Source organism: Methanococcus voltae (genome assembly GCF_017875395.1).
GTDB lineage: Archaea > AGJL01 > Methanococci > Methanococcales > Methanococcaceae > Methanococcus > Methanococcus voltae_C.
The window spans coordinates 1-20,713 of record NZ_JAGGMO010000001.1 but is presented as its reverse complement, the minus strand read 5'-3'; the positions used below and the strand labels follow the sequence as shown (position 1 = coordinate 20,713).

Genomic DNA, 20,713 nt, shown 5'->3' with positions numbered 1-20,713 from the left:
TTATTTATATCATAATAATTAGTTATAGTAGTTAAATTAAACTTTATATCTTAATATCGCAGCAATTCCTCTGAAAGCTTTTGATATCTGATTTCCTTCTTCGGTATCGGTTGAAACAACAACAATATTTGAACCGTTTACCTTACATAATTCTGCTAAATACTCAATTATATCCATTTCTTCCGCAATGGTTAATGAACCTTCACAGTTTGGACAAGATTTTGATTTAAGTTCTTCTTCAAATTTGTATAACTCGTTATTCTTCACATTTATGTTTGTAACGGCTTCACAATTGTTACATTTAATGGTTACTCTAGTCGTGTTTAAGTCTTCAGTTACGATAAGTGTGTCAATTGCACCCATGTCAAGATATTTCATAACTTGTTTTTCACCGTAAGCCGCAAGACCGCCATCATCTTTTATCAATTCCTTAAAGAATTTTTGTATAATTACCTTTTCCTTCATTAAGTCCATATCTCTAAGTAATTCGGAAGCTTTATCTAATAATTCTCTAATTCCAAATTCCTCAGTGTAACATAAATCGAAAGTATCGATAACTTTTTTACCTAATTCGTGGTGTAAAAATCCTTTTTCAACGAATTCGTTTTTAGTGTTTCCAGGACCGCCAATTAACAATCCTTTCAATTTTTTCTCTTCCAATATTGGCATAAATGATTCATTTGAGTATTCTCCAATCCTTACCATAAATTGGTGGGCTGCATCGTCGATTAATCTTTCCAATCTTCTTGCAGATTGACCCCCTGCTTTAAATTTACCTGGTACACCACTTGTTAATTTTTTTAACACAGTAATAGTTTTTCCTTTAACTGTACCTATTGTAGCTTCGTTTCTATCTACGAGTATTACACCGTAAACTTCTTTATCTTGTATAAAGTCTTCAAGTGGGTCGGTGAAAAATTGAGAATCACACCTATATATGAATGTTTTAACTGCTTCAGGAGGTTCTAAAACGTAAACTTCCATTTTTTCAGTACCTGGACCGCCTCTTGGTATCATTCCCGCAAATATAATTGCACCATTTTCTAATGGTTCTTTTAAGAGTTTTAATCTCTGTAAGATTACCTCAATGGCTGACTGAACGTTTTTCATTGTGGTTTTACTCTTAATGTTTGAGGATTGTGACAATTCCTGTCTTAAATATTGGGATATGTCAGATACTCTTCTACCTGCAGGTACGTAAACGCTAATTAATTCGGTACCTTTTCCTTTTTTTCCTTTTAATTCTTTGAGGGATTTTTTAAATAAATATGCTTCTGTCGATGTTTGGCTCATAACTTATACACCTTAAATTGTTATATTTGCTTCATACATACAAATTAAAATAAATTAAATATGTTAACTTAAATTACTTAAATTACTTAAATTATATTACATTAAAAATTAAATTATATTAGGAATATTTGTTTGCTATATTTTCAGATTATGTGAAAAACCCATAAAATAAAAATATAAAAAACAAATAAGGCAAGTGTTTCATATTTTAAGTAATACAGTTTTTAAAGTTTTAAAATATAAGTCAAAATCTAATTTTAAATTCATAATTTCACGTTTTTAATAAATAAATCTATAAATATGGGTTAAATCAACGATTTAATCCGTTAGTGTCATTAATTTTAAAATAAATGCTATTTGAATTATAATTTAGAGTTTTAATAGTCGTTTTTAATTTCCATATGCTATTTTCATCTTCATATACTATGGTTTAATAATATATAAACCTAAGGCGTTATTATATAACTTAAAATTCACTGGTAAATAAGTATAAAATAGTTAAAATAATTAGGTCATATAAAAAAAGTACAATCAATATACTCTAAAATAATTAATCTAAAATAATTAATCTAAAATAATTAATCTAAAATAATTAATGTAAAACAAAGTAAAATAAAATAGGACTATAAAAAATCAAATAATTATATATTAAAATTAAAAATGAATAATAAATAAAAATAAAGCAAGATTAACAATAAAATATGGATTATTAAATCTAATAATCTAAATAGTACGTTGAAATACTGATATAGAGGTTTACTCTACACTATCTTGCGAAATTTCCTGAAGTTTTAGATTCTTAAGCTGTTCATGAAGTTCTGAAGCTTTTGATTTTAATTGATTTATTTCATTATATGCTATTAATAATTCTTGGTGCTTTTCTGCACTGGTTCGCGCATTTTCTAAAACTTTTTTATGCTCTTCTGAAGATTCATTTACCAATACTGAAATACTATCTGACATTTCTTTAATGGTTTCATTTAATTCTTCCAATTCAGAAGCTCTTTTGTATAATTCTTGATATGATTGAATCTGAGCTGCCAAAGCTTGTTCTTTGTCCATATCTGTAGCGCTCGTTTCAAGTTGCATTTCCAATTGCTCAATTTTTTCAGCAATCTGGTTTTTGGTTAATTTCATCATCTTAAATTCTTCAAGAAGTCCTGCCCTTTTCTGTTTTAATTCCCTAATCTCTTCAATTCTATTTTTTACATCCGTATTTATGGCTTCCCGAGTCTCTTTAAATTCCTTAACCTTTTCGTTTGCGTCGTCTCTTATTTTCTTTAGTTCTTTAGCTTCTTCATATAATTCTTTTATTTTAGTATTTATCTTATCAAGTTGAGTTTTTATAGGTTCATATTCCATTTTTTACACCAATCCCTCGTTTGGGTAGGGCATGTAACCCTCATATATATAAATTTGTAAATCTGGGTATTTATTATTTATTATTTAATTCCCACATACCTTTAATTTCTAACTTTTATTGGCTATTTATTTATATATTTGTTAATTTATCCCTATTTTTTGGAATTTTTAAATGCGCCAATAGTTAAATTTATGAATATTATTTATGAATTAATCCCAAAGTAATTATGAATTATTTAAGAATTAACTGCGAATTAATTTACAATATAATATTTGATATATGCCCTTTATAAACCATTCGAAATTGAAATTATATTGTATTCATTATTTGAAATTCAAAGTAATGTGGCTATCTAGCATAACTATATATATTAAGTGATAAAACATCTATTAGGTTATAAAACCGAATTGAATACTTTCTTTAAAAATTCGAGTTAAAGGATTTTAAAGTAAATAAACAAGAAAAACGCTAAATATTAATAAATATTAATAACTGAAAAAAGAATGGTTTTAATTGTATATTATTAATTATATATTATTAATTATATATTATTAATTGATTAATTACAATTTAAATAACGATTAAATCGTAAATTACCATTCATAAAACAACAAAAGTCCAATTGCTACATAAACAAAAGATATGGCATATATCATATGTTATACACAAGTTTTTAGTATTTGGAAAACATGTGAAAAGGCTTTATTTTTCGAAAGTCAAGAACCCACTATTTTGGAGGAAAAGAACATGGCAGACGATAACCTATTAACATCGTTGGACACCTACTTAGCATCAGGTATCCACATCGGTACACAGCAAAAAACCGAAGACATGAGAAGATTTATCTACAGAGTTAGAGCTGACGGTTTATATGTATTAGACGTTAGGAAAACTGATGAAAGATTAAGATTAGCTGCAAAATTCTTATCAAACTATGAACCAGAACAAATTTTAGCTGTTTCAAGAAGAGTTTACACAGTAGGACCATTAGAAAAATTCGGTAAAACAACAGGAATCAAAACACTCGCAGGTAGATTTGTGCCAGGTACATTAACAAACCCTGCATCAAGAAAGTTCATGGAACCAGAAGTTTTATTCTTAAGTGACCCTAGAGTAGACAAACAAGCATTAAAAGAAGCTATTGAAGTTGGGATACCTATTGTAGGTATGTGTGACACAGAACACTTAACCTCACACATTGACTTCATCATCCCTACAAACAACAAAGGTAGAAAGTCAGTATCTTTAATGTACTACTTAATCGCAAGAGAATACATGAAAAACAGAGGATTAATTGGTGAAGAAGTACCATTCAAATATGATGACTTCTTAGAAAAATCAATGAATACCAAAGTTAAAATGAAAAAGAGACCAAATAGAAGACAAAACAGAAGAAGAAGATAATTGATAAGTATTATCAATTAACGATCTAATTAATTATCAATCAAGTAATAAAGTATTACAAAATATCGTACTTATATAAATAGAAACAGTGGTAAAATGAGCGAGAACCAGAACAAAACTTACGAAAATGAATACGACGATGAATGCGAATCATTTGAAGAGCAGTTATATTTTGAATGTCCTGCATGCAATGATATTACTCCTCACGATTTAATCAAAAAAGTTGAATCAAAAAAACTTTTGAGATATACGGTAAAGTGCCAAGATTGTGGAAATGTGCACAACATCGAAAAAAGATGTAAACTACAACATATTAAGGTTGTAGTGAGCAGATATAATCAATCCGAACAATTCACTGTCGATATTCCCGACGATGAAAAGTTAAGTGTTGAGGACACAATCGCAGTAAAAGGCGAGAATGTTGAAATAACTAGTGTAGAACTTGAAGGTTCAAGAAGAGTGGAATCTGCATTTGCAAAAGACATTAAAATGATATGGGCTAAATCTTTAGACGTTCCTAAAAAAGTCAATATTTCTGTTAGTGCTGGTGGAATAACCCGTTCTTTTAGCGTTTTAGTTTCACATAATCAGGCTTTTGAGGAAGACCAGGTATATAGGGCAGGTGAACTGTTTTTCAGGATAAAAAGAATAAAAACAGAAAAAGGATATTTCACCAGAGAAGTTGCAAGGAAAATCGTGAGAATTTACTCGGAACCTGTAAGTCCTATGAGGGATTTCATTGATTTAACCGATTATGTAATTTAATTATTATACTATAATTAATATTGAATAATATTGAATAATATTGAATATAATATTGTAGCATAATTAAATATATTGAATTATAAGTAATGATTATAAGTAATAATTAATACTAACGATTAATATCAATAAATAATATGATTTAAAATTTCATTTAATTCATTTTAACTTATAACGAAATACGAAACATGAGATATTCATTGAATTCAAAAAATCCGAATTCATATTTGAGGTGTAACCATGGCAAGAATGAAAGCAAGGTCAACCAAAGGAAAAAGAATGACCAGAGATACTTGGAAAACCAAAGTATGGTACAATATTGTTGCTCCTAAATCCTTTGGAGGCGCAGAAATAGGACAAACACCTGCAAACGACCCAGCAGGTTTAATCGGTAGAGTTTCAGAAATCAGCTTAAAAGATTTAACAAACGACCACTCAAAACACTCAATCAGAATGCAGTTCAAAGTTGATTCAGTAAGTGGTAAAAACGCTGTTACTCAATTTGTAGGTCACGACACTACAAGAGAATACTTGAAATCACAAGTTAGAAGAAGAAGAAGCAAAATTACAACAATCATTGATGTAAGAACAAAAGATGGCTTCAAATTAAGAGTTAAAGCTTTAGTTTTAACAGCTGTTAGAGCAAGAGACCACCACAAAACAGAAATCAGATTAAAAACAGAACAAATCATCAGAGACATGTCAAAAGAATTGACCTTCCCTGAATTCGTTCACGCTATGTTAATGGGAGCTATGGGTTCAAAAATCTACGGCGAATGTAAAAAATTATTCCCATTAAGAAGAGTAGAAGTTTACAAATCAGATGTTATGGAAATGGGTGTATTAACACCAGTTGCTGAAGAAAAAGCTGAAGAAGAAAAAACAGAAGCTGCAGCTGAAGCACAATAAGATTTTAACTTTTAAAATAAATTTTAAAATCTTAATTTAATTTTTTTAATAATTTAATAAAATAAAGTAAAATAAAAAACAAATAAGTAAAATAAGTAAAATAAGTAATATAAAAATAAAGCTTTTTTTAAAAATTAATTGATAATTATTAATAATTAATTGTTTAATTTTAAAATTCTAAAACTGTACCTGCAGATAATTCTTTTAATGGATTTGCTTGTGCAAGTCTAATTTTTGAATCTAAATCCGTACAGTGGCAGGCATATAACGAGTCTAAGTTTAAACTTTTTAAATAGTCGCAGGTTTTGGTTATCCTATCTTCTGAAGGTTCTATTAAGTGAAAACCGCCAACTGCACTAATAACTGGATAATCTCCGATTAACTTTTTCGCCATTTCAGTGGTGTTACAGATACCAGAGTGTGCACAACCAGTGATTATAACTAATTCTTTTTTATCATCGTCACCTTTGATATATGCAAGGGAGCTGTCATCTACTAAATAATCGTCAACATATACATTATTGCCATTTTCATCTTTAACAAGTTTTTTGTAAGGGTCTACAGTTTCAAAATCATTATTTCTTTCAATTTCTCCTAAAAAATAAAAATGTTCAGTTATTTTTTGCATTTTTTTGGATAATTGTACGTTAAAAGCTTTTTTAATATCTTTTATATCTACAGTGCAACCAATTTCTTCGCTTCCTTTAAATTTCCTATCAAATACTGCTTCATGGGCAATTAAAACAGGTTTTTGTTTTTTAGTTCTAAATTCGCTCATATATTCGATTAAATATTTTAAACCACCTGTGTGGTCATTGTGACCGTGAGATAACACTAAGTAATCTATATTAGCTACATTAATACCTAATTCTTCGGCATTTTCAATAAATAAATCTGAAAATCCAGTATCGTGTAAAATTTGTTTATCATCTACTTCTATAAATTGAGATAAGCCGTGCTCCCCATAGATATCTCTACTTAATAATTGGGCATTATTATCTACTAAAACAGTTAATTTCATATTTTTAGCCTCATTAATTTAATTATTTGTTATTTATTAATAATTTCATAATTACACATAATTTCATTTAATTTAGTCAATTATTCAATATTACATATTTCCCACATATGATATAAATATTATAGAATTTACGTTGAAATACCCTTACCTCACAAACAACATACACAAAAATTTTATATAGTCTCTTAAAGCATAATTAGACTTAACAATATATATCAACAATATTACAACAATTATCATTAATAACGTCATGTCATACAATCGAGCCCAAATATACGTTTATTATAGATTTTGTGTATATTTATATTGTCCCAGGTGTTAATATGGAAGATACAACAGTAAATTGGTTTGAAGAAGGAATTTTGAACTGTAACTCAAATAAACCAGATTATGAAAAGGCTTTAATCTGTTTTAAAAGAGTAATTTCTTCAAGAAAAATGGCTGAAAGTGAATACGAAATATGGAATCTTATGTCTTCAATATACCATGAGTTGGGAAAGGACAAACTTGCAATGCAATGTATCACAAACGCATTGGAGCTTGCACCAGAAAATTCCAAACTATGGATACAAAAAGCACAATTATTGGAAGATAATGACTCTGAAGAAGCCAAAAACTGTTTTAAAAAAGCTTTAGAACTTTCAGAAGTTCTCAAAATATAATAAATTTACTTATTTACTTATTTATTTAATTATTATTTTATTTTTTTTCTTTTTATTATTTATTATATTTTATTATATTTTATTATTATATTATTATATTTTATTATATTACTTTATCTAAATTAATAGATGAAGATAGTTACCACACGTATTATATAAAATATTTTATATACTATCATAGCTATAATTATTATGTCTATATATGCCCATCATAAAGTGGCGCCTATAAATGAGAGCATAGTGGGAGTGAGTTAAATGCCCTCGAATCAACAAACTTATAAGTTATATGTTCAAGGAATCACATATTACAACGATAAAAAGTATTCAGACGCAATTGGTTACTTTAAAAGGATATTAAGGATAAATTCAAGTGATTTTTTAGCACTTTTCGGTATGTGTTTAGTATATACAGCACTTGAAGACTATGAGGTTGCACTCGATTACGCAAATAAATGTTTATATCACAATTCTCAATATCAACCAGCAATAAACTATAAAAAGAAATTGGGAAAAAAGATTGAAACATCAAATCTAGAAAAATACGAACGTTGGAGTAAATTGGGACTTAAATATTACAAGGATAAAAACTATTTAAAATCTCATTACTATTACGAAAAAGCGTACGTATGCAATCCAAATTCAAAAGTTGCATTAAAAAATTTAAAGTTTATTCAAAGCCTTTTAAAATCAAGATTGCCCTATGAGTGGAATGCAAAAGCACTCGAGTTTTACAAGCAAAAAAAATATGAAAAAGCTAGGGTATGTTTAAAGCATGCTTTGTCATTAAATCCTAATTCTCAATCTATAAAGAATAATATTGTTAAAATTTCTAAAATTATAAATGATAAAAAGGCAAAAGCCCAGGAACTTAATAAGAAACTGAAATCAGTCGGAAATCCCGCTGAAACTAGTGTTAATCCTAATGGTAGCGAATATATCAATGAAAGTATTAATAATGAAAATATTGGTAACAATAGCAATAACAATGATGACATAAAGACTAATACGGAATATATGGAATTAAACGATTTAATAAATAATTTAATCTACGATACTTTAGAAACACAATTAGATTTCGAAGAAAAGATTACCAAAAATTTGGAAAATAAAGATGCGGGGGAAATTGATATCAACCATACCGCGGATAATATTAATATGGAAATTGAAAATAATGAGATAGTTAATAGGAATATCGATATTGAGATTAAGGATAATACGGATAATTCAAGTAAATTAACTTCTGAACCATTTATCGAAAAAGAAGAAAGAGAAGAAAAAGAATTTAAAAATAATTCCAATAATTCCGAAGTTGAAAATAATAAAAATAACAAGTTTACTAAAAATACTAAAAATAATAATAATAATAATAATAAAATTAGAAGAGATTTAATACCTTTTAACACGGGCATGGGCGTAGATTTATCCAAATTACCTGGGAATACAAGACGTACAAATGTAAATACATATAATGATTCATATAGTAGTCCATATGAAAGTATATACAAAACTAAAGATTCTCTTAGAAAACAAGAATACGAACAAGAATACGAACTCGAAGATTCAAATGAAGACGATTTAATGGTAGTAAATTTAAATAACGAAGAAGTTCGAAAAACTAATGACCGGAACAAACTTCCTAAAAATAATTATGAAGATGATAAAGATAAATTTGAATACTATATTGATGATGTCTATGAAGATTACGAAGAACCAATATTCTAAAAATAAATTAAGAAGACTTAAGCAGATTAAAAATTCAGAAAATGGTCTTTTTAAGGATAGTTTTTATATGATATTGTCAAATCTCTATTCAAAATTAATATTATACATATTTTTTTGGTTAGTCCCTTTTATCGTTGGTACAGAAGGTTTTGGTACCATCAGGGGTTTATTACCGATTGCGGACACAATTGTAATCTTTTTTTGCTCAGGAATCCCTCCTGCAATGGCGAAATTTATATCCGAAAATAAATCAAAGACTCAATTGGAAAAAATACATCAAGAAAAAAACGATAAAAACGATAAAATCGATTTTACAAATTTAAATGATTTAAATAATCAAAATACTCTTTGGGAATTTGATATACTAAAGTATATGGTTTTATTTTCTTTTGTTGGGGCGTTATTTGCAATTTCTTTGAAATACATATTAGGCGGGGACTATTCAACTTTACCCGATATTTATTACTATGCGATAGCTTTATCTATACCTCTTTCAGCGATTATATCCTGGTCAAGGGGTATATTACAGGGTAATTTGAAAATAAGGCAATTGTCATTAACATGGGTGTTAGAACATACTTCAAAAGTTATATTTTTAATACCTTTGGCGTTATTTTTTGGCGTAACTGGTGCACTGATATCCGTTTCTGTAGGTTACCTTTTAGGCGGTCTTTTGGGACTTTATATAATTTTTAAATACATACCTCGTTACAAAAATAAAAAATCAGAATTAAATTCAATTCCGGATTCAAAGTTAAATAAGGAAGTTTCCAATAAAATAGTACGTAAAGTAATGATTTATGCCGTACCAATAGCCTTAACTGCTACTTCATACCGTTTATTAAACGATTTGGATAGCATATTTATAATGAGTATGTTAGGATCATATGATAATGGTTTATACGGTTATGCGTCATTAATTTCTAAGTTACTATTCTTATTTGCGGCATCTATTTCAACGGTACTAATTCCAAGAATAGCAAAATCTAATTCGGAACATTTAAACGAAAATAATTCGAAAGAAAATAATTTAAACAAAAATAATTCGAAAGATTCAAAAGATTCAAATATATTAAAAGGTTCAACAGCTTTAAATTATTTAAAAAAATCCATATTATTGAATTTTATGATATTATTACCTTTATTGGCAATTTTCGTGATATTTGCAGATGAAATTTTGAAATTATCTTTCGGAGTTTCAAATACGGACGTTTCAAATAGTTTGATAATATTGTCATTTTCTGCATCGGTTATGAGTATGTATACTTTGTCTGCATCCTCACTTCAAGGAATTGGTTATGCAAAAATACCCTTATATATTATAATACTGGGAATAGTATTGAATTCCCTATTAAACTTATCTTTGATACCAATATATGGAATAGTCGGCGGTGCAATGGCAACATTAATTTCGTCATCGATAATTTCAGTTATCACATTTGTGGTAGCCATAAAGAAATTAAGGTAACAACTTTTCATATTTTCCTATTTTATCTATTTTATCTATTTTTTTTATAAAATTAATATATTTAATTATACCAATTATGCGATACTATAAATATGTTAATATATTATATTTTGATAATTTGAATATCAATTTTGATTCAATTTTGATTCATTTAATTGAGTTTATTATTACGAAATTTTAACTCACAGACTATTTCAGAGTGTTAACATTTACAATATCATAAGGTGGAAATTTGAAAAGACAAGACATTAAAAAGGTAATGATATTAGGTTCAGGACCCATTGTAATAGGGCAAGCTGCAGAATTCGATTTTTCAGGTTCTCAAGCTTGTAAATCGTTGAAGGAAGAAGGTATTTATACCATTTTGGTTAATTCAAATCCTGCAACGATTCAAACAGACACCAACATCGCAGACAAAGTTTATTTGGAACCATTAAATCCAAAGGTACTTGAAAAAATAATCCAAAAAGAAAAACCAGACGCTATTTTACCTACAATGGGGGGACAAACGGGTTTAAATCTCGCCATTGAATTATCAAAAAGAGGAATATTGGAAAAATACAATATAGAGCTTTTAGGTTCAACTGAAGAAGTAATTGAAACTTCCGAAGACAGGGATTTATTCAATAAAGCAATGGAAGAAATAAACCAACCAATAGCTAAATCTGCAGCTGTTAATACTGTAGAAGAAGCAATTGAGGCTACTAAAGAATTAGGATACCCGGTAATTGTTAGACCTGCTTTTACTTTAGGAGGAACTGGTGGCGGTGTGGCCAATAACGAGGAAGAATTGGTAGAAATCACGGAAAAAGGACTCGCATACTCAATGATACACCAAGTTTTAATCGACCAAAGTTTATTGGGTTGGAGAGAATTTGAATATGAAGTTATGAGAGATAAGAACGATACATGTATCGTAGTTTGTAATATGGAGAATATCGACCCTATGGGGATACACACCGGCGAAAGTATTGTTACAGCTCCATCACAGACATTAAGTGATGATTTACACCAATTACTAAGGGATTCAGCTTTACAGATAATAAGACACTTAAAAATTGAAGGTGGATGTAACGTTCAATTTTCAGTAAATCCTGAAGGAACCGAATATGTGGTAATTGAGGTAAACCCTAGGGTTTCAAGAAGCTCTGCACTTGCAAGTAAGGCAACAGGTTACCCAATAGCAAAAATAGCTGCAAAAATAGCTTTAGGCATGACACTTGATGAAATTTTAAATGACGTTACAAAAGAAACACCTGCAAGTTTCGAGCCTACCTTAGATTACGTGGTTGTAAAAATCCCAAGATGGCCATTTGACAAATTTAGAACCGTTGATAAGAGATTAGGAACTGCAATGAAGTCAACCGGTGAAATTATGGCAATTGGTAGGACATTCCAAGAAGCTTTACAAAAGGCAATTAGAAGTTTAGACATCGGAAGATATGGAATTATTGGCGATGGAAAAGAAACAGAACACTCTAATGATGAAATAAATGAAATTTTAAAGAATGCAACAGACGAAAGGATATTCATAATCGCTGAAGCATTAGATAAAGGCTGGTCAATCAGGGAAGTTTGCGAATCAACTGGAATTGACGAATTTTTCATAAAAGAAATTAATAAAATAATTGAAACTAAAAAAGAATTGGAAGTTTTAGGTAAAATTATTTAATAATAATGTAATCTTTAAGATTAATACAATCTTTAAGATTTAATCTTTAATACTCAATAACTATCATTTATATCTTTAATAACATTATTAGGGGATTTTTTATGATTATAGATAATAAAAAATTAAAGGAAATATTTTTAAAAGCCAAAATGTATGGTTTTTCAGATGTACAGTTAGCAAATCTTTTAAACAAATCTGAAGATGAAATTAGGGAATTTAGGAAAAAACTTAATTTAACACCTGTTTATAAGATGGTAGACACCTGCTCAGCAGAATTTGAAGCAGCAACTCCTTATTACTACTCTTGCTACGAAAGATACATTGACGAAGAGCAGAACGAAAGTAAAGCTTCGGACAGAAAAAAGGTAATAATCTTAGGTTCAGGTCCAATTAGAATTGGTCAAGGTGTTGAATTTGATTATTCTACAGTACACGCCATTTTTGCATTAAAAGAAATGGGTATTGAAGCTATAATTGTGAACAACAACCCTGAAACCGTAAGTACGGATTACGATACCTCGGATAAACTTTACTTTGAGCCTTTAGTTTACGAACAAATAATGGACATAATTGAAAACGAAAGCAAAAACAATAACTTTTTGGGCGTAATTGTACAATTTGGTGGTCAAACAGCCATTAACCTTGCAATGAAACTCCACAACGCGGGCGTAAATATTTTAGGTACAAGTCCTCATTCAATTGATTTGGCAGAAGACAGGGAACAATTCCTTAAAGTGCTCGATAAATTGAAGATACCTCAAGCAGAGGGTGCAACTGCTTTCAGTGAAGACCAAGCAATAATAATCGCTGAAAAAATAGGTTATCCAGTATTAGTTAGACCTTCATACGTTTTAGGCGGTCGAGCTATGCAAATTGTATATAATACAGAGGAATTAAAGGATTATATGCGTGAAGCTGTTAAGATATCCTCAGACCACCCTATTTTAGTGGATAAATTCTTAGAGGAAGCTACAGAAATCGATGTAGATGCGATATGTGATGGTGAATCCGTATTCTTAGGTGCAATCATGGAACACATCGAAGAAGCAGGTATCCACAGTGGTGACAGTGCTTGTGTAATACCACCTCAAACACTCTCTGAAGAAACGTTAAAGGTTATTCAGGAATATACTACCAATTTAGCTTTAGATTTAGGTGTGGTGGGTCTTTTAAACATCCAATATGCTGTAAAAGATGGTAAAGTTTACATTATTGAGGCAAACCCAAGAGCTTCAAGAACCATACCTTACGTAAGTAAATCTGTGGGTGTACCATTGGCTAAAATAGCAACAAATGTGATAATGGGTAGAAAATTAAAAGAAATGGGATATGAAGGCGTAGCAAAAGCTAAATACGTAAGTGTTAAAGAAGCAGTATTCCCATTCTTAAAATTACCTGGTGTAGACCCAGTATTGAGTCCTGAAATGAAATCAACTGGTGAAGCAATAGGTATTGATAAAGATTTCGGTGTAGCATTCTACAAATCCCAGTTATCTGCAAATATGGAACTACCTACCTCCGGAACAGTATTCATAAGTGTTAGAAACAGAGATAAAGATAATATCGTAGAAATTGCAAGGAAATTCGCTGATTTGGGCTTTGAAATTGTTGCAACATCGGGTACTGCAAGAGAATTAAGGCAATTCGGAATCGATGTAATGGAAATTAAAAAGATATCCGAAGGTAAAAAGGGTAGTATTTTAGAACTTGCTCAAAAAGGTGGTGTTAATTTAATGATAAACACTTCTTCAGGAGATAAGGCAAAAACTGATGGTTATCTAATAAGAAGAGTTGCAGTAGAACTCAATATACCATACTTCACAACCTTACAGGGTGCTTTAGCTTCATTAAAAGCAATCGAATCTATTAAAAATAACGCGGAATTGGAAGTTTATTCATTAAATGAATTAGAAAATTAATCATATATTAAATAAACTCATAAAACATTTATTTTTTAAATTTTTTAATTTTTAAATTCTTATTTTTTTATCTTTATTTTATAATACTTCATATATCAGTTATTTCAAATCCCAATCACTATAATTATATACAAAAAATCATATATCATAATTCAATCAAAATAGTTAAAAATAGTTAAAAATTGGTGGATAATATGTTTATAACTCCTGAAAATCAAATTGAATTATTAACACAAATTTTATTAAAATACGGCGTAAATGAAAAAGATGCAAAATTAACGGCTGAAATTTTTACAGAAGCTGATTTAAAAGGTTTTACGTCTCATGGAATAGGTAGATTTCACCAAACCGTGATTGGTTTAGAGGCTGGTGTAATCGTACCAAACGCAGAAATAAAAATCGAAAAGGAGAGCCCTGCAACTGCATTAATCAACGGAAATATGGGATTGGGTTATGTAATCGGGGCTTTTGCAATGGATTTAGCAATTGAAAAAGCTAAAAATGTTGGTATTGGTATGGTTTCAACCTATAACGCTAACCACTTTGGAATAACTGGTCATTATTCTGAAAGAGCAATGAAGGAAGGATTAATAGGACTTGCAATAACAAATACTGAACCTGCAATGGCACCATATGGCGGAACCGATAAAATATTGGGCACAAATCCGGTAGCTATTGCAATAGAAGGCAATGAGACAAAATTCTCTTTAGATATGGCAACAGCATCAATTGCAAGAGGTAAAATCTTTGAAGCAGATAGATTGGGTAAACAATTACCTGAAAATTCAGCATTAGATAAAGATGGTAAACCAACCAATAACCCAAAAGAAGCTTTGAACGGCTGTATTTTGCCTTTCGGTGGAATCAAAGGCTACGGGATTGCTACAGCAATTGAATTATTGTCCGCATTAGGTGGTGCAGAAGTAGGGACTAATGTTAAAGGAACTGCGGACCCAAAAGCAATATGTACTAAAGGTGATTTGTTTTTAGCAATTAACCCTGAATTTTTCGGAGGTTCAGAAACTTTTAAAATTAGAACCGATGAATTAATCAATGAATTAAAGGGTTCAAAACTTTTAAATGGTTTTGATGAAATTTTAGTTGCGGGAGAACCTGAAAAAAGAACCTGGGAAAGCAAGAAAGATGGTTATGAATTAGACGAAAAATTATACAATAAATTATCCCAAATATGCGAAAAAAATAACATTGATATCTTAAAATATGTTAAATAATTAATATATACTTATTTTTTAATTTATTATCCTATATTATTTTTAATTTATTATCCTATATTATTTTTACTATTTTTTAGTTATTACTTTTTAGTTTTGACATTTTTTATTTTTAATAATTATTTCAGTTATGTTGTAATTTTTTTATTAAAGGTACATTTAATTCTATTAAAATAATCAATAATTATATATATTTTGAGAGCCAATTAAAGTTTTGTTTAAAATTTATAAACATAACTATAACTATAGCAGTAAATCATACTAAAATTTAACAAAAAAATAATAATTACCAAAATTAAAAATAATGGAGGCTAAGTTTTGAGTAGTTTTAAGACTAAAATGGGTTTTTTAATCCTTCTAACAATTTTTTTAATTCCATCAAGCTTTGCTAATGGAAATTATGACTATAGATTAGGTGACGTTAATTGTGACGGGAAAATTTCCGTTTCCGATGTTGTATATTTGTTTAATATTAGAAATATGGATATTGAAGACGGTGATGTCAACGCAGACAATAAAATTTCCGTTTCCGATGTTGTATATCTATTTAACTATTACGACAAGATGTCCGAACCTATTGCATACGCTATGAGCATGGATCTTGTATATTACGACGCTGATGGTTTGGAAGTAAACCCTTACAACGGCGAAAGTTTCGAATATAAAATATTCACCGACGGAGCTGGCGTAAAATACTTATTGAAAAATCAAACTCAGGCAGAACCTGCATGGGCAAATGGAAAATACGATAAAATAATTACAACCCCTGTAGATAATGTTGTATCGACATCTACCGTACACGTAGCTTATTTGGTATGTAATGATGAAAATGGAGACGTATTGAATACAATTAGTGGAATATCTACTACCACAGGTACAAAAACATGGCATTTTGATTATATTAATCAACATTTAACTGGTATCGAAGGTAGTGATAGTAAAATAGTACATTTAGGACACCCTGATAGTTTAGATTACGAAAAATTAACGACTTTAAACCCTGACTTTGTTATGAATTCGTTAGATGGCAACAGGGGCGCTACTATCGATGCTAATTGTAAAGATAAAGGCATTAATTGTGTTGCATTCCCATCATGGACCGAACAAACATTCTTAGGTAGATGTGAATGGGCAAAAGCAATGGCTGCATTCTACAACAAAGAAAAGTTCATAAATAGCTATTTCTCAAAAGTAGAGAAAAAATCATTAAACGCTAAAAGAGCAGCATCAGGTACTAATACACCCGCTGTTTCTTGGGGTTACATAACCAGTAAAGGATACGCATCCGTTCCTGCTGCACAATCATATTACGCTAGAGGAATTACTCAAAACTGTAAGGCAGATTACTTATTTACGCAATACACCGGAACCGGATTTGCAAAATTAACTAAGGAAGAATTCCTTGAGACTACTAAAAACGCAGATATTTGGGTTATCTCTTCTGCAACAAAATACTTGTCGGCTTTCAAGGATAGACACGTAGGTTACAATCAATTAAACCCTGTAATTAATGGAAGAGTATTCTGTTACTCCTCAGATTTCTATCAAACAGGAATTGTAAATACGGATGAAATTTTAATGGATATGGGAACTATAATGTACCCTGACGACTTTAAAGGACGTTCTACCAAGTATTTATTAGCTTACAATCCAGAAACTAATGAAGGAACCCCTTATAAGCCATAATATATTAAAAAACATTAAATTTGTAATTAATAGAGTCAGATAAGTTATAAAATTACTTTAATTAACTTTAGTCGTTTTATCATTCTCTATTTATTGTCCTCTATTAATTATACCTTATTAATTATTTTTTTAATAAATATGTCTTAATCAAAAATAAATTAGAAATTAAAACTCAAGATGAGTAAAAAAAGAAAAAAATAAACTACTATTGAATTTAGATGGTGGTAATTTGAAAAATTCAAAAATAAACTCTAAAAGTAAGTTAAAAATCATAATAATGTCATTGATGGCAATTTTTGTGGTTTTTGGTAGTTTAGGGGCTTGTTCTGCAGCAACAGATGCCAATATTGTTGTTAGCTTAGCTCCTCAAACACAGCATGTTTGCGACGGTCAACAAGTTCAAATGGATATTTGGGTAAATAATTCAAATATAACTGTAGAAGGATTTGAATCCACTATTGCATATGACTCGAATAATTTAAAATTAGTAGATATTCAATTATCCGACGTTGCAAATACAGCAGGTCTTAAAGATGCTAATGTAGCAGGTAACTCAATTAGCTTAGCTTGGATAGGCGGAGGAATTACCGAAACTAGCTTTAAAATAGCTACTCTTACATTCAATACATCTAATATTTCAACAAATGAAGTACTTTTAAGAAATATCGATATGACTAAAGATGGCGGTGTTTCAACAACTCCTATTTCAGAGCATATATTGGGTGCAAATGTTCGAGTTTTGGGATATTATCCTAATATTCTTGAAGTGACTGTACTTCCTGAACTTATTTACGAAGGAATTGTTACTTTAGATGTGGACTCAAAATTAATCAACCCAGGCTTTGCAAATGAAAGTATGAGTGTAAACTTTTCACTAAATGATAAAAATTACACAATGAATTATGATGCTACATCAAAATCATTCAAAGTACAAATACCAGATTTAGTTTTAGATGCAAGTACTTTAAATGGAAAAGTTTCTGCTCAATATGTTGAAAAAGTTGCACAACAAGATGTTAGCATAGTAGTTAATACACCAGACATTGCAATTGGTGAAATTACCGTTGATAATCCATACTATTCAACACCTGCAAAAATAACCGTACCAGTTTCAAATGAAGGTTCAGTAACTTTAAAAGATACGGCAAGCTATACTATTTCAGTATATGCAGATTCTACTTTGTTAAAAACGGAAAATATAAGACCCTTAGTTGCTGGTGAAACCCAGGAAATAATTGTAGACTGGACAGCAGAAAAACCAAGTACAAAAATAATCGCTGAATTAAGCTTCGACGATGAAAATATATCTAATAATAAAGTATTAAAAACTATTGACGTTACAGAAAACACAATTTCTGTAAATTTGACTGAAAATAAATCTCTAGTTACAGTTGATGAATATTTTAACATAACTATTGATTTAAATAAATTAGATGGAGTTAGGACTGTAAATGGATTTGAATTTATACTTAATTTTGATAAGAATTTGGTAATGTGTGAAAATTCTACATTTTTAATTCCTGAAAGTGATATTAATTTAAAACTTATTGATATTGATAATAATAATGGAATTATTAGATATTCAATTGTTATAGATGGAATTACAAATAATATGCCTATTGTAAAAGCTAAATTTAAAGCTTTAAATAGTGGAAATTCAACTTTTGAATTAACCAATGTATCAATTTCAGATAAAACTTCTGAATTTAATAATGTCGAATTAAATAATGCTAAAGTAGAAATCATAAGTTCCGATATTGGAATTAACGCTATTATTCCGGATTCATACAATATTGGACAAAAAGTAACCTTGGATGTAGATGTTACAAATAATGGTCACGTTGACATTACAAAACCATTCAAAGTATCATTATATGTTGATGCAAACAATCCAATCGAAAAAACAATTAATTCATTGCAAGTAGGTGCTACCGAAACAATACAATTCGAATGGGCAAATAACGCAAAAATAACTACATTATTGACAATAATTGCAGACGATAGCAATGCAGTGAGTGAAGAAAACGAATCAAACAACAGACTTTCAAAATCTGTAAAAATTGTTGATGATGCAATCAATGTGTACACAGCAAAAAAAGACCCTAACGAAAAAGGTTTCATTTTCACGCTTAACGCAAAAGACGTTGCTGAATATAGAAAATGTGCGGGATTTGAAGGAACATTAAACCTTAAAAACTTAGTAGTTAAGGATCAGATGTTATCGGGTACATTCTCAAATTACAATGCCGAAACCGGATACTTTGGAGGTTTCAACTTCACTGAAAATAAATATGGTGAATTTGAACTTGCAAACTTCGTATTGGAAATTGTGAATACTTCAAAACCTTACGTTGTAAACATTACGAATATTGAATTATCTGACGAACAAAGTAATAGCTACGGAAACGTAACATTTAACACGACCTCTATATTAGGCGGGGTTATCCTCAGAAGCCCAGAAAATGTTGGCGGGGAAAATGTAGTTGTTAATTCAAATGGTAATATCGTTGAATATGTAGGAGGAGAAATTATATGGAGTCCTGCTACTGAAAAAATGCCCGCAGGTAACAGAATAGGTATACAAATTGTAGGGCCTGAAGGTGTAGATACTTCAAATTCAAAAATAAAGATTGGCGACGTTGAATCCAAATGGGACGATGTTAAAGGAATTGATAATACATTATGCTACTATCTTATCGTAAATGAAGAGAATAAAAAATTTACTATAACAGCAGTTTGGAATAATGTATCAAACCAGGTATTCAACATCACTGTAGATGATGCTGTAATATTAGACAGTCCAATAGCAATCGAAAGTGTAACACCTGAAGAAGGTGCTAAATTAAGCGGTTCATTTGACATATCTGTTACATTAAGTGAAGTAGCAAGTAAATATAGTGCTATAATTGATGAAAAAACAGCAAACGAAAAAATTGTTACATTAACTCCTAAAGATACAACTTACACGGGTAATGTTACAGGTATCACATCAGGTGCTCACACATTAAAAATAAACGTTAGTGAAAGCAATGGAAACAAAGCTGTAAAAACAATTTCGTTCACCGTAGATGCAGAAGCACCTACAATCACATTAACACCAATAAATGGAACTATCGTAAATGAAGGTTCATTAGAAGTTACTGCAGTATTAAACGAAGGTTCAATTACTTCAGCTAGCTTAGATGACGTAGCTGTTGAATTTGAAGCAGTAGAAGGTCAAGAAAATACATACACTGCAACAATAGAAACAGTAGCTGGAAATAAAAACAACTTAACTGTAGTAGCTCAAGACAATCTTGGAAATGAAGCTACTGAAGAAGTTATTTACGTAGTAGATGCAGAAGCACCTACAATCACATTAACACCAATAAATGGAACTATCGTAAATGAGGGTTCATTAGAAGTTACTGCAGTATTAAACGAAGGTTCAATTACTTCAGCTAGCTTAGATGACGTAGCTGTTGAATTTAAAGCAGTAGAAGATCAAGAAAATACATACACTGCTACAATAGAAACAGTAGCTGGAAATAAAAACAACTTAACTGTAGTAGCTCAAGACAATCTTGGAAATGAAGCTACTGAAGAAGTTATTTACGTAGT

General features: G+C 29.9%; 14 protein-coding genes. 11 read left to right on the top strand and 3 right to left on the bottom strand.

Translation table 11 applies throughout. From position 1 onward, the window contains the following. Positions 1-36 precede the first annotated feature (36 nt). Together prf1 and J2127_RS00065 are read right to left on the bottom strand one after the other, a co-directional pair. Complete coding sequence (prf1, locus tag J2127_RS00070) at positions 37-1,293, bottom strand: peptide chain release factor aRF-1 (protein WP_209731439.1); 1,257 nt, start codon at positions 1,291-1,293, stop codon at positions 37-39. 756 nt (positions 1,294-2,049) lie between these two features. Beyond that, complete coding sequence (locus J2127_RS00065; RefSeq protein ID WP_209731438.1) at positions 2,050-2,655, bottom strand: DUF7121 family protein; 606 nt, start codon at positions 2,653-2,655, stop codon at positions 2,050-2,052. A 748-nt stretch (positions 2,656-3,403) separates the two neighbouring features. On the opposite strand from J2127_RS00065, the gene rpsB reads away from it, so the two are divergent. The 3 genes from rpsB (at position 3,404) to J2127_RS00050 (ending at position 5,731) form a co-directional block, all read left to right on the top strand. Then, the gene (gene rpsB, locus J2127_RS00060; protein WP_209731820.1) at positions 3,404-4,060 is read left to right on the top strand and encodes a 30S ribosomal protein S2; all 657 of its coding nucleotides are present in this window, start codon (positions 3,404-3,406) and stop codon (positions 4,058-4,060) included. 96 nt (positions 4,061-4,156) lie between these two features. Further along, positions 4,157-4,825, top strand: coding sequence for an HVO_0476 family zinc finger protein (locus J2127_RS00055; protein ID WP_209731437.1), 669 nt, complete (start codon positions 4,157-4,159; stop codon positions 4,823-4,825). A gap of 237 nt (positions 4,826-5,062) precedes the next feature. After that, the gene (locus J2127_RS00050) at positions 5,063-5,731 is read left to right on the top strand and encodes a 30S ribosomal protein S3ae (RefSeq protein WP_209731436.1); all 669 of its coding nucleotides are present in this window, start codon (positions 5,063-5,065) and stop codon (positions 5,729-5,731) included. Between the two features lie 169 nt (positions 5,732-5,900). Here J2127_RS00050 and J2127_RS00045 read toward each other — a convergent pair whose 3' ends face one another. Continuing rightward, entirely contained in the window at positions 5,901-6,752 is an 852-nt protein-coding gene (locus J2127_RS00045) for an MBL fold metallo-hydrolase (RefSeq protein ID WP_209731435.1), read from the bottom strand. A 323-nt stretch (positions 6,753-7,075) separates the two neighbouring features. Here J2127_RS00045 and J2127_RS00040 point away from each other — a divergent pair, with 323 nt between their 5' ends. The 8 genes from J2127_RS00040 to J2127_RS00005 form a co-directional block, all read left to right on the top strand. Beyond that, positions 7,076-7,414: a hypothetical protein gene (locus tag J2127_RS00040; RefSeq protein ID WP_209731434.1), complete on the top strand. Its 339-nt coding sequence runs from the start codon at positions 7,076-7,078 to the stop codon at positions 7,412-7,414. A 255-nt stretch (positions 7,415-7,669) separates the two neighbouring features. Beyond that, on the top strand, positions 7,670-9,136 hold the full coding sequence (locus J2127_RS00035; protein ID WP_209731433.1) for a tetratricopeptide repeat protein: 1,467 nt from the start codon (positions 7,670-7,672) through the stop codon (positions 9,134-9,136). Then, positions 9,099-10,604 (top strand): flippase, encoded by a 1,506-nt coding sequence (locus tag J2127_RS00030; protein ID WP_432442920.1) that lies wholly within the window; start codon positions 9,099-9,101, stop codon positions 10,602-10,604. The genes J2127_RS00035 and J2127_RS00030 overlap by 38 nt, the downstream gene beginning before the upstream one ends. A gap of 232 nt (positions 10,605-10,836) precedes the next feature. Next, positions 10,837-12,276, top strand: a complete 1,440-nt coding sequence (gene carB / locus J2127_RS00025; RefSeq protein WP_209731432.1) for a carbamoyl-phosphate synthase large subunit — start codon at positions 10,837-10,839, stop codon at positions 12,274-12,276. Positions 12,277-12,383: 107 nt separating this feature from the next. After that, positions 12,384-14,195 carry a carbamoyl-phosphate synthase large subunit gene (carB, locus tag J2127_RS00020; RefSeq protein ID WP_348635404.1) on the top strand — a complete coding sequence of 604 codons (1,812 nt, stop codon included), beginning with the start codon at positions 12,384-12,386 and terminating at the stop codon, positions 14,193-14,195. A 194-nt stretch (positions 14,196-14,389) separates the two neighbouring features. Further along, on the top strand, positions 14,390-15,427 hold the full coding sequence (gene comC, locus J2127_RS00015) for an L-sulfolactate dehydrogenase (protein ID WP_209731430.1): 1,038 nt from the start codon (positions 14,390-14,392) through the stop codon (positions 15,425-15,427). A 318-nt stretch (positions 15,428-15,745) separates the two neighbouring features. Then, the gene (locus J2127_RS00010) at positions 15,746-17,113 is read left to right on the top strand and encodes an ABC transporter substrate-binding protein (RefSeq protein WP_209731429.1); all 1,368 of its coding nucleotides are present in this window, start codon (positions 15,746-15,748) and stop codon (positions 17,111-17,113) included. A 229-nt stretch (positions 17,114-17,342) separates the two neighbouring features. Continuing rightward, the coding region (locus J2127_RS00005; protein WP_209731428.1) for a CARDB domain-containing protein at positions 17,343-20,713 on the top strand (3,371 nt) is incomplete at its 3' end.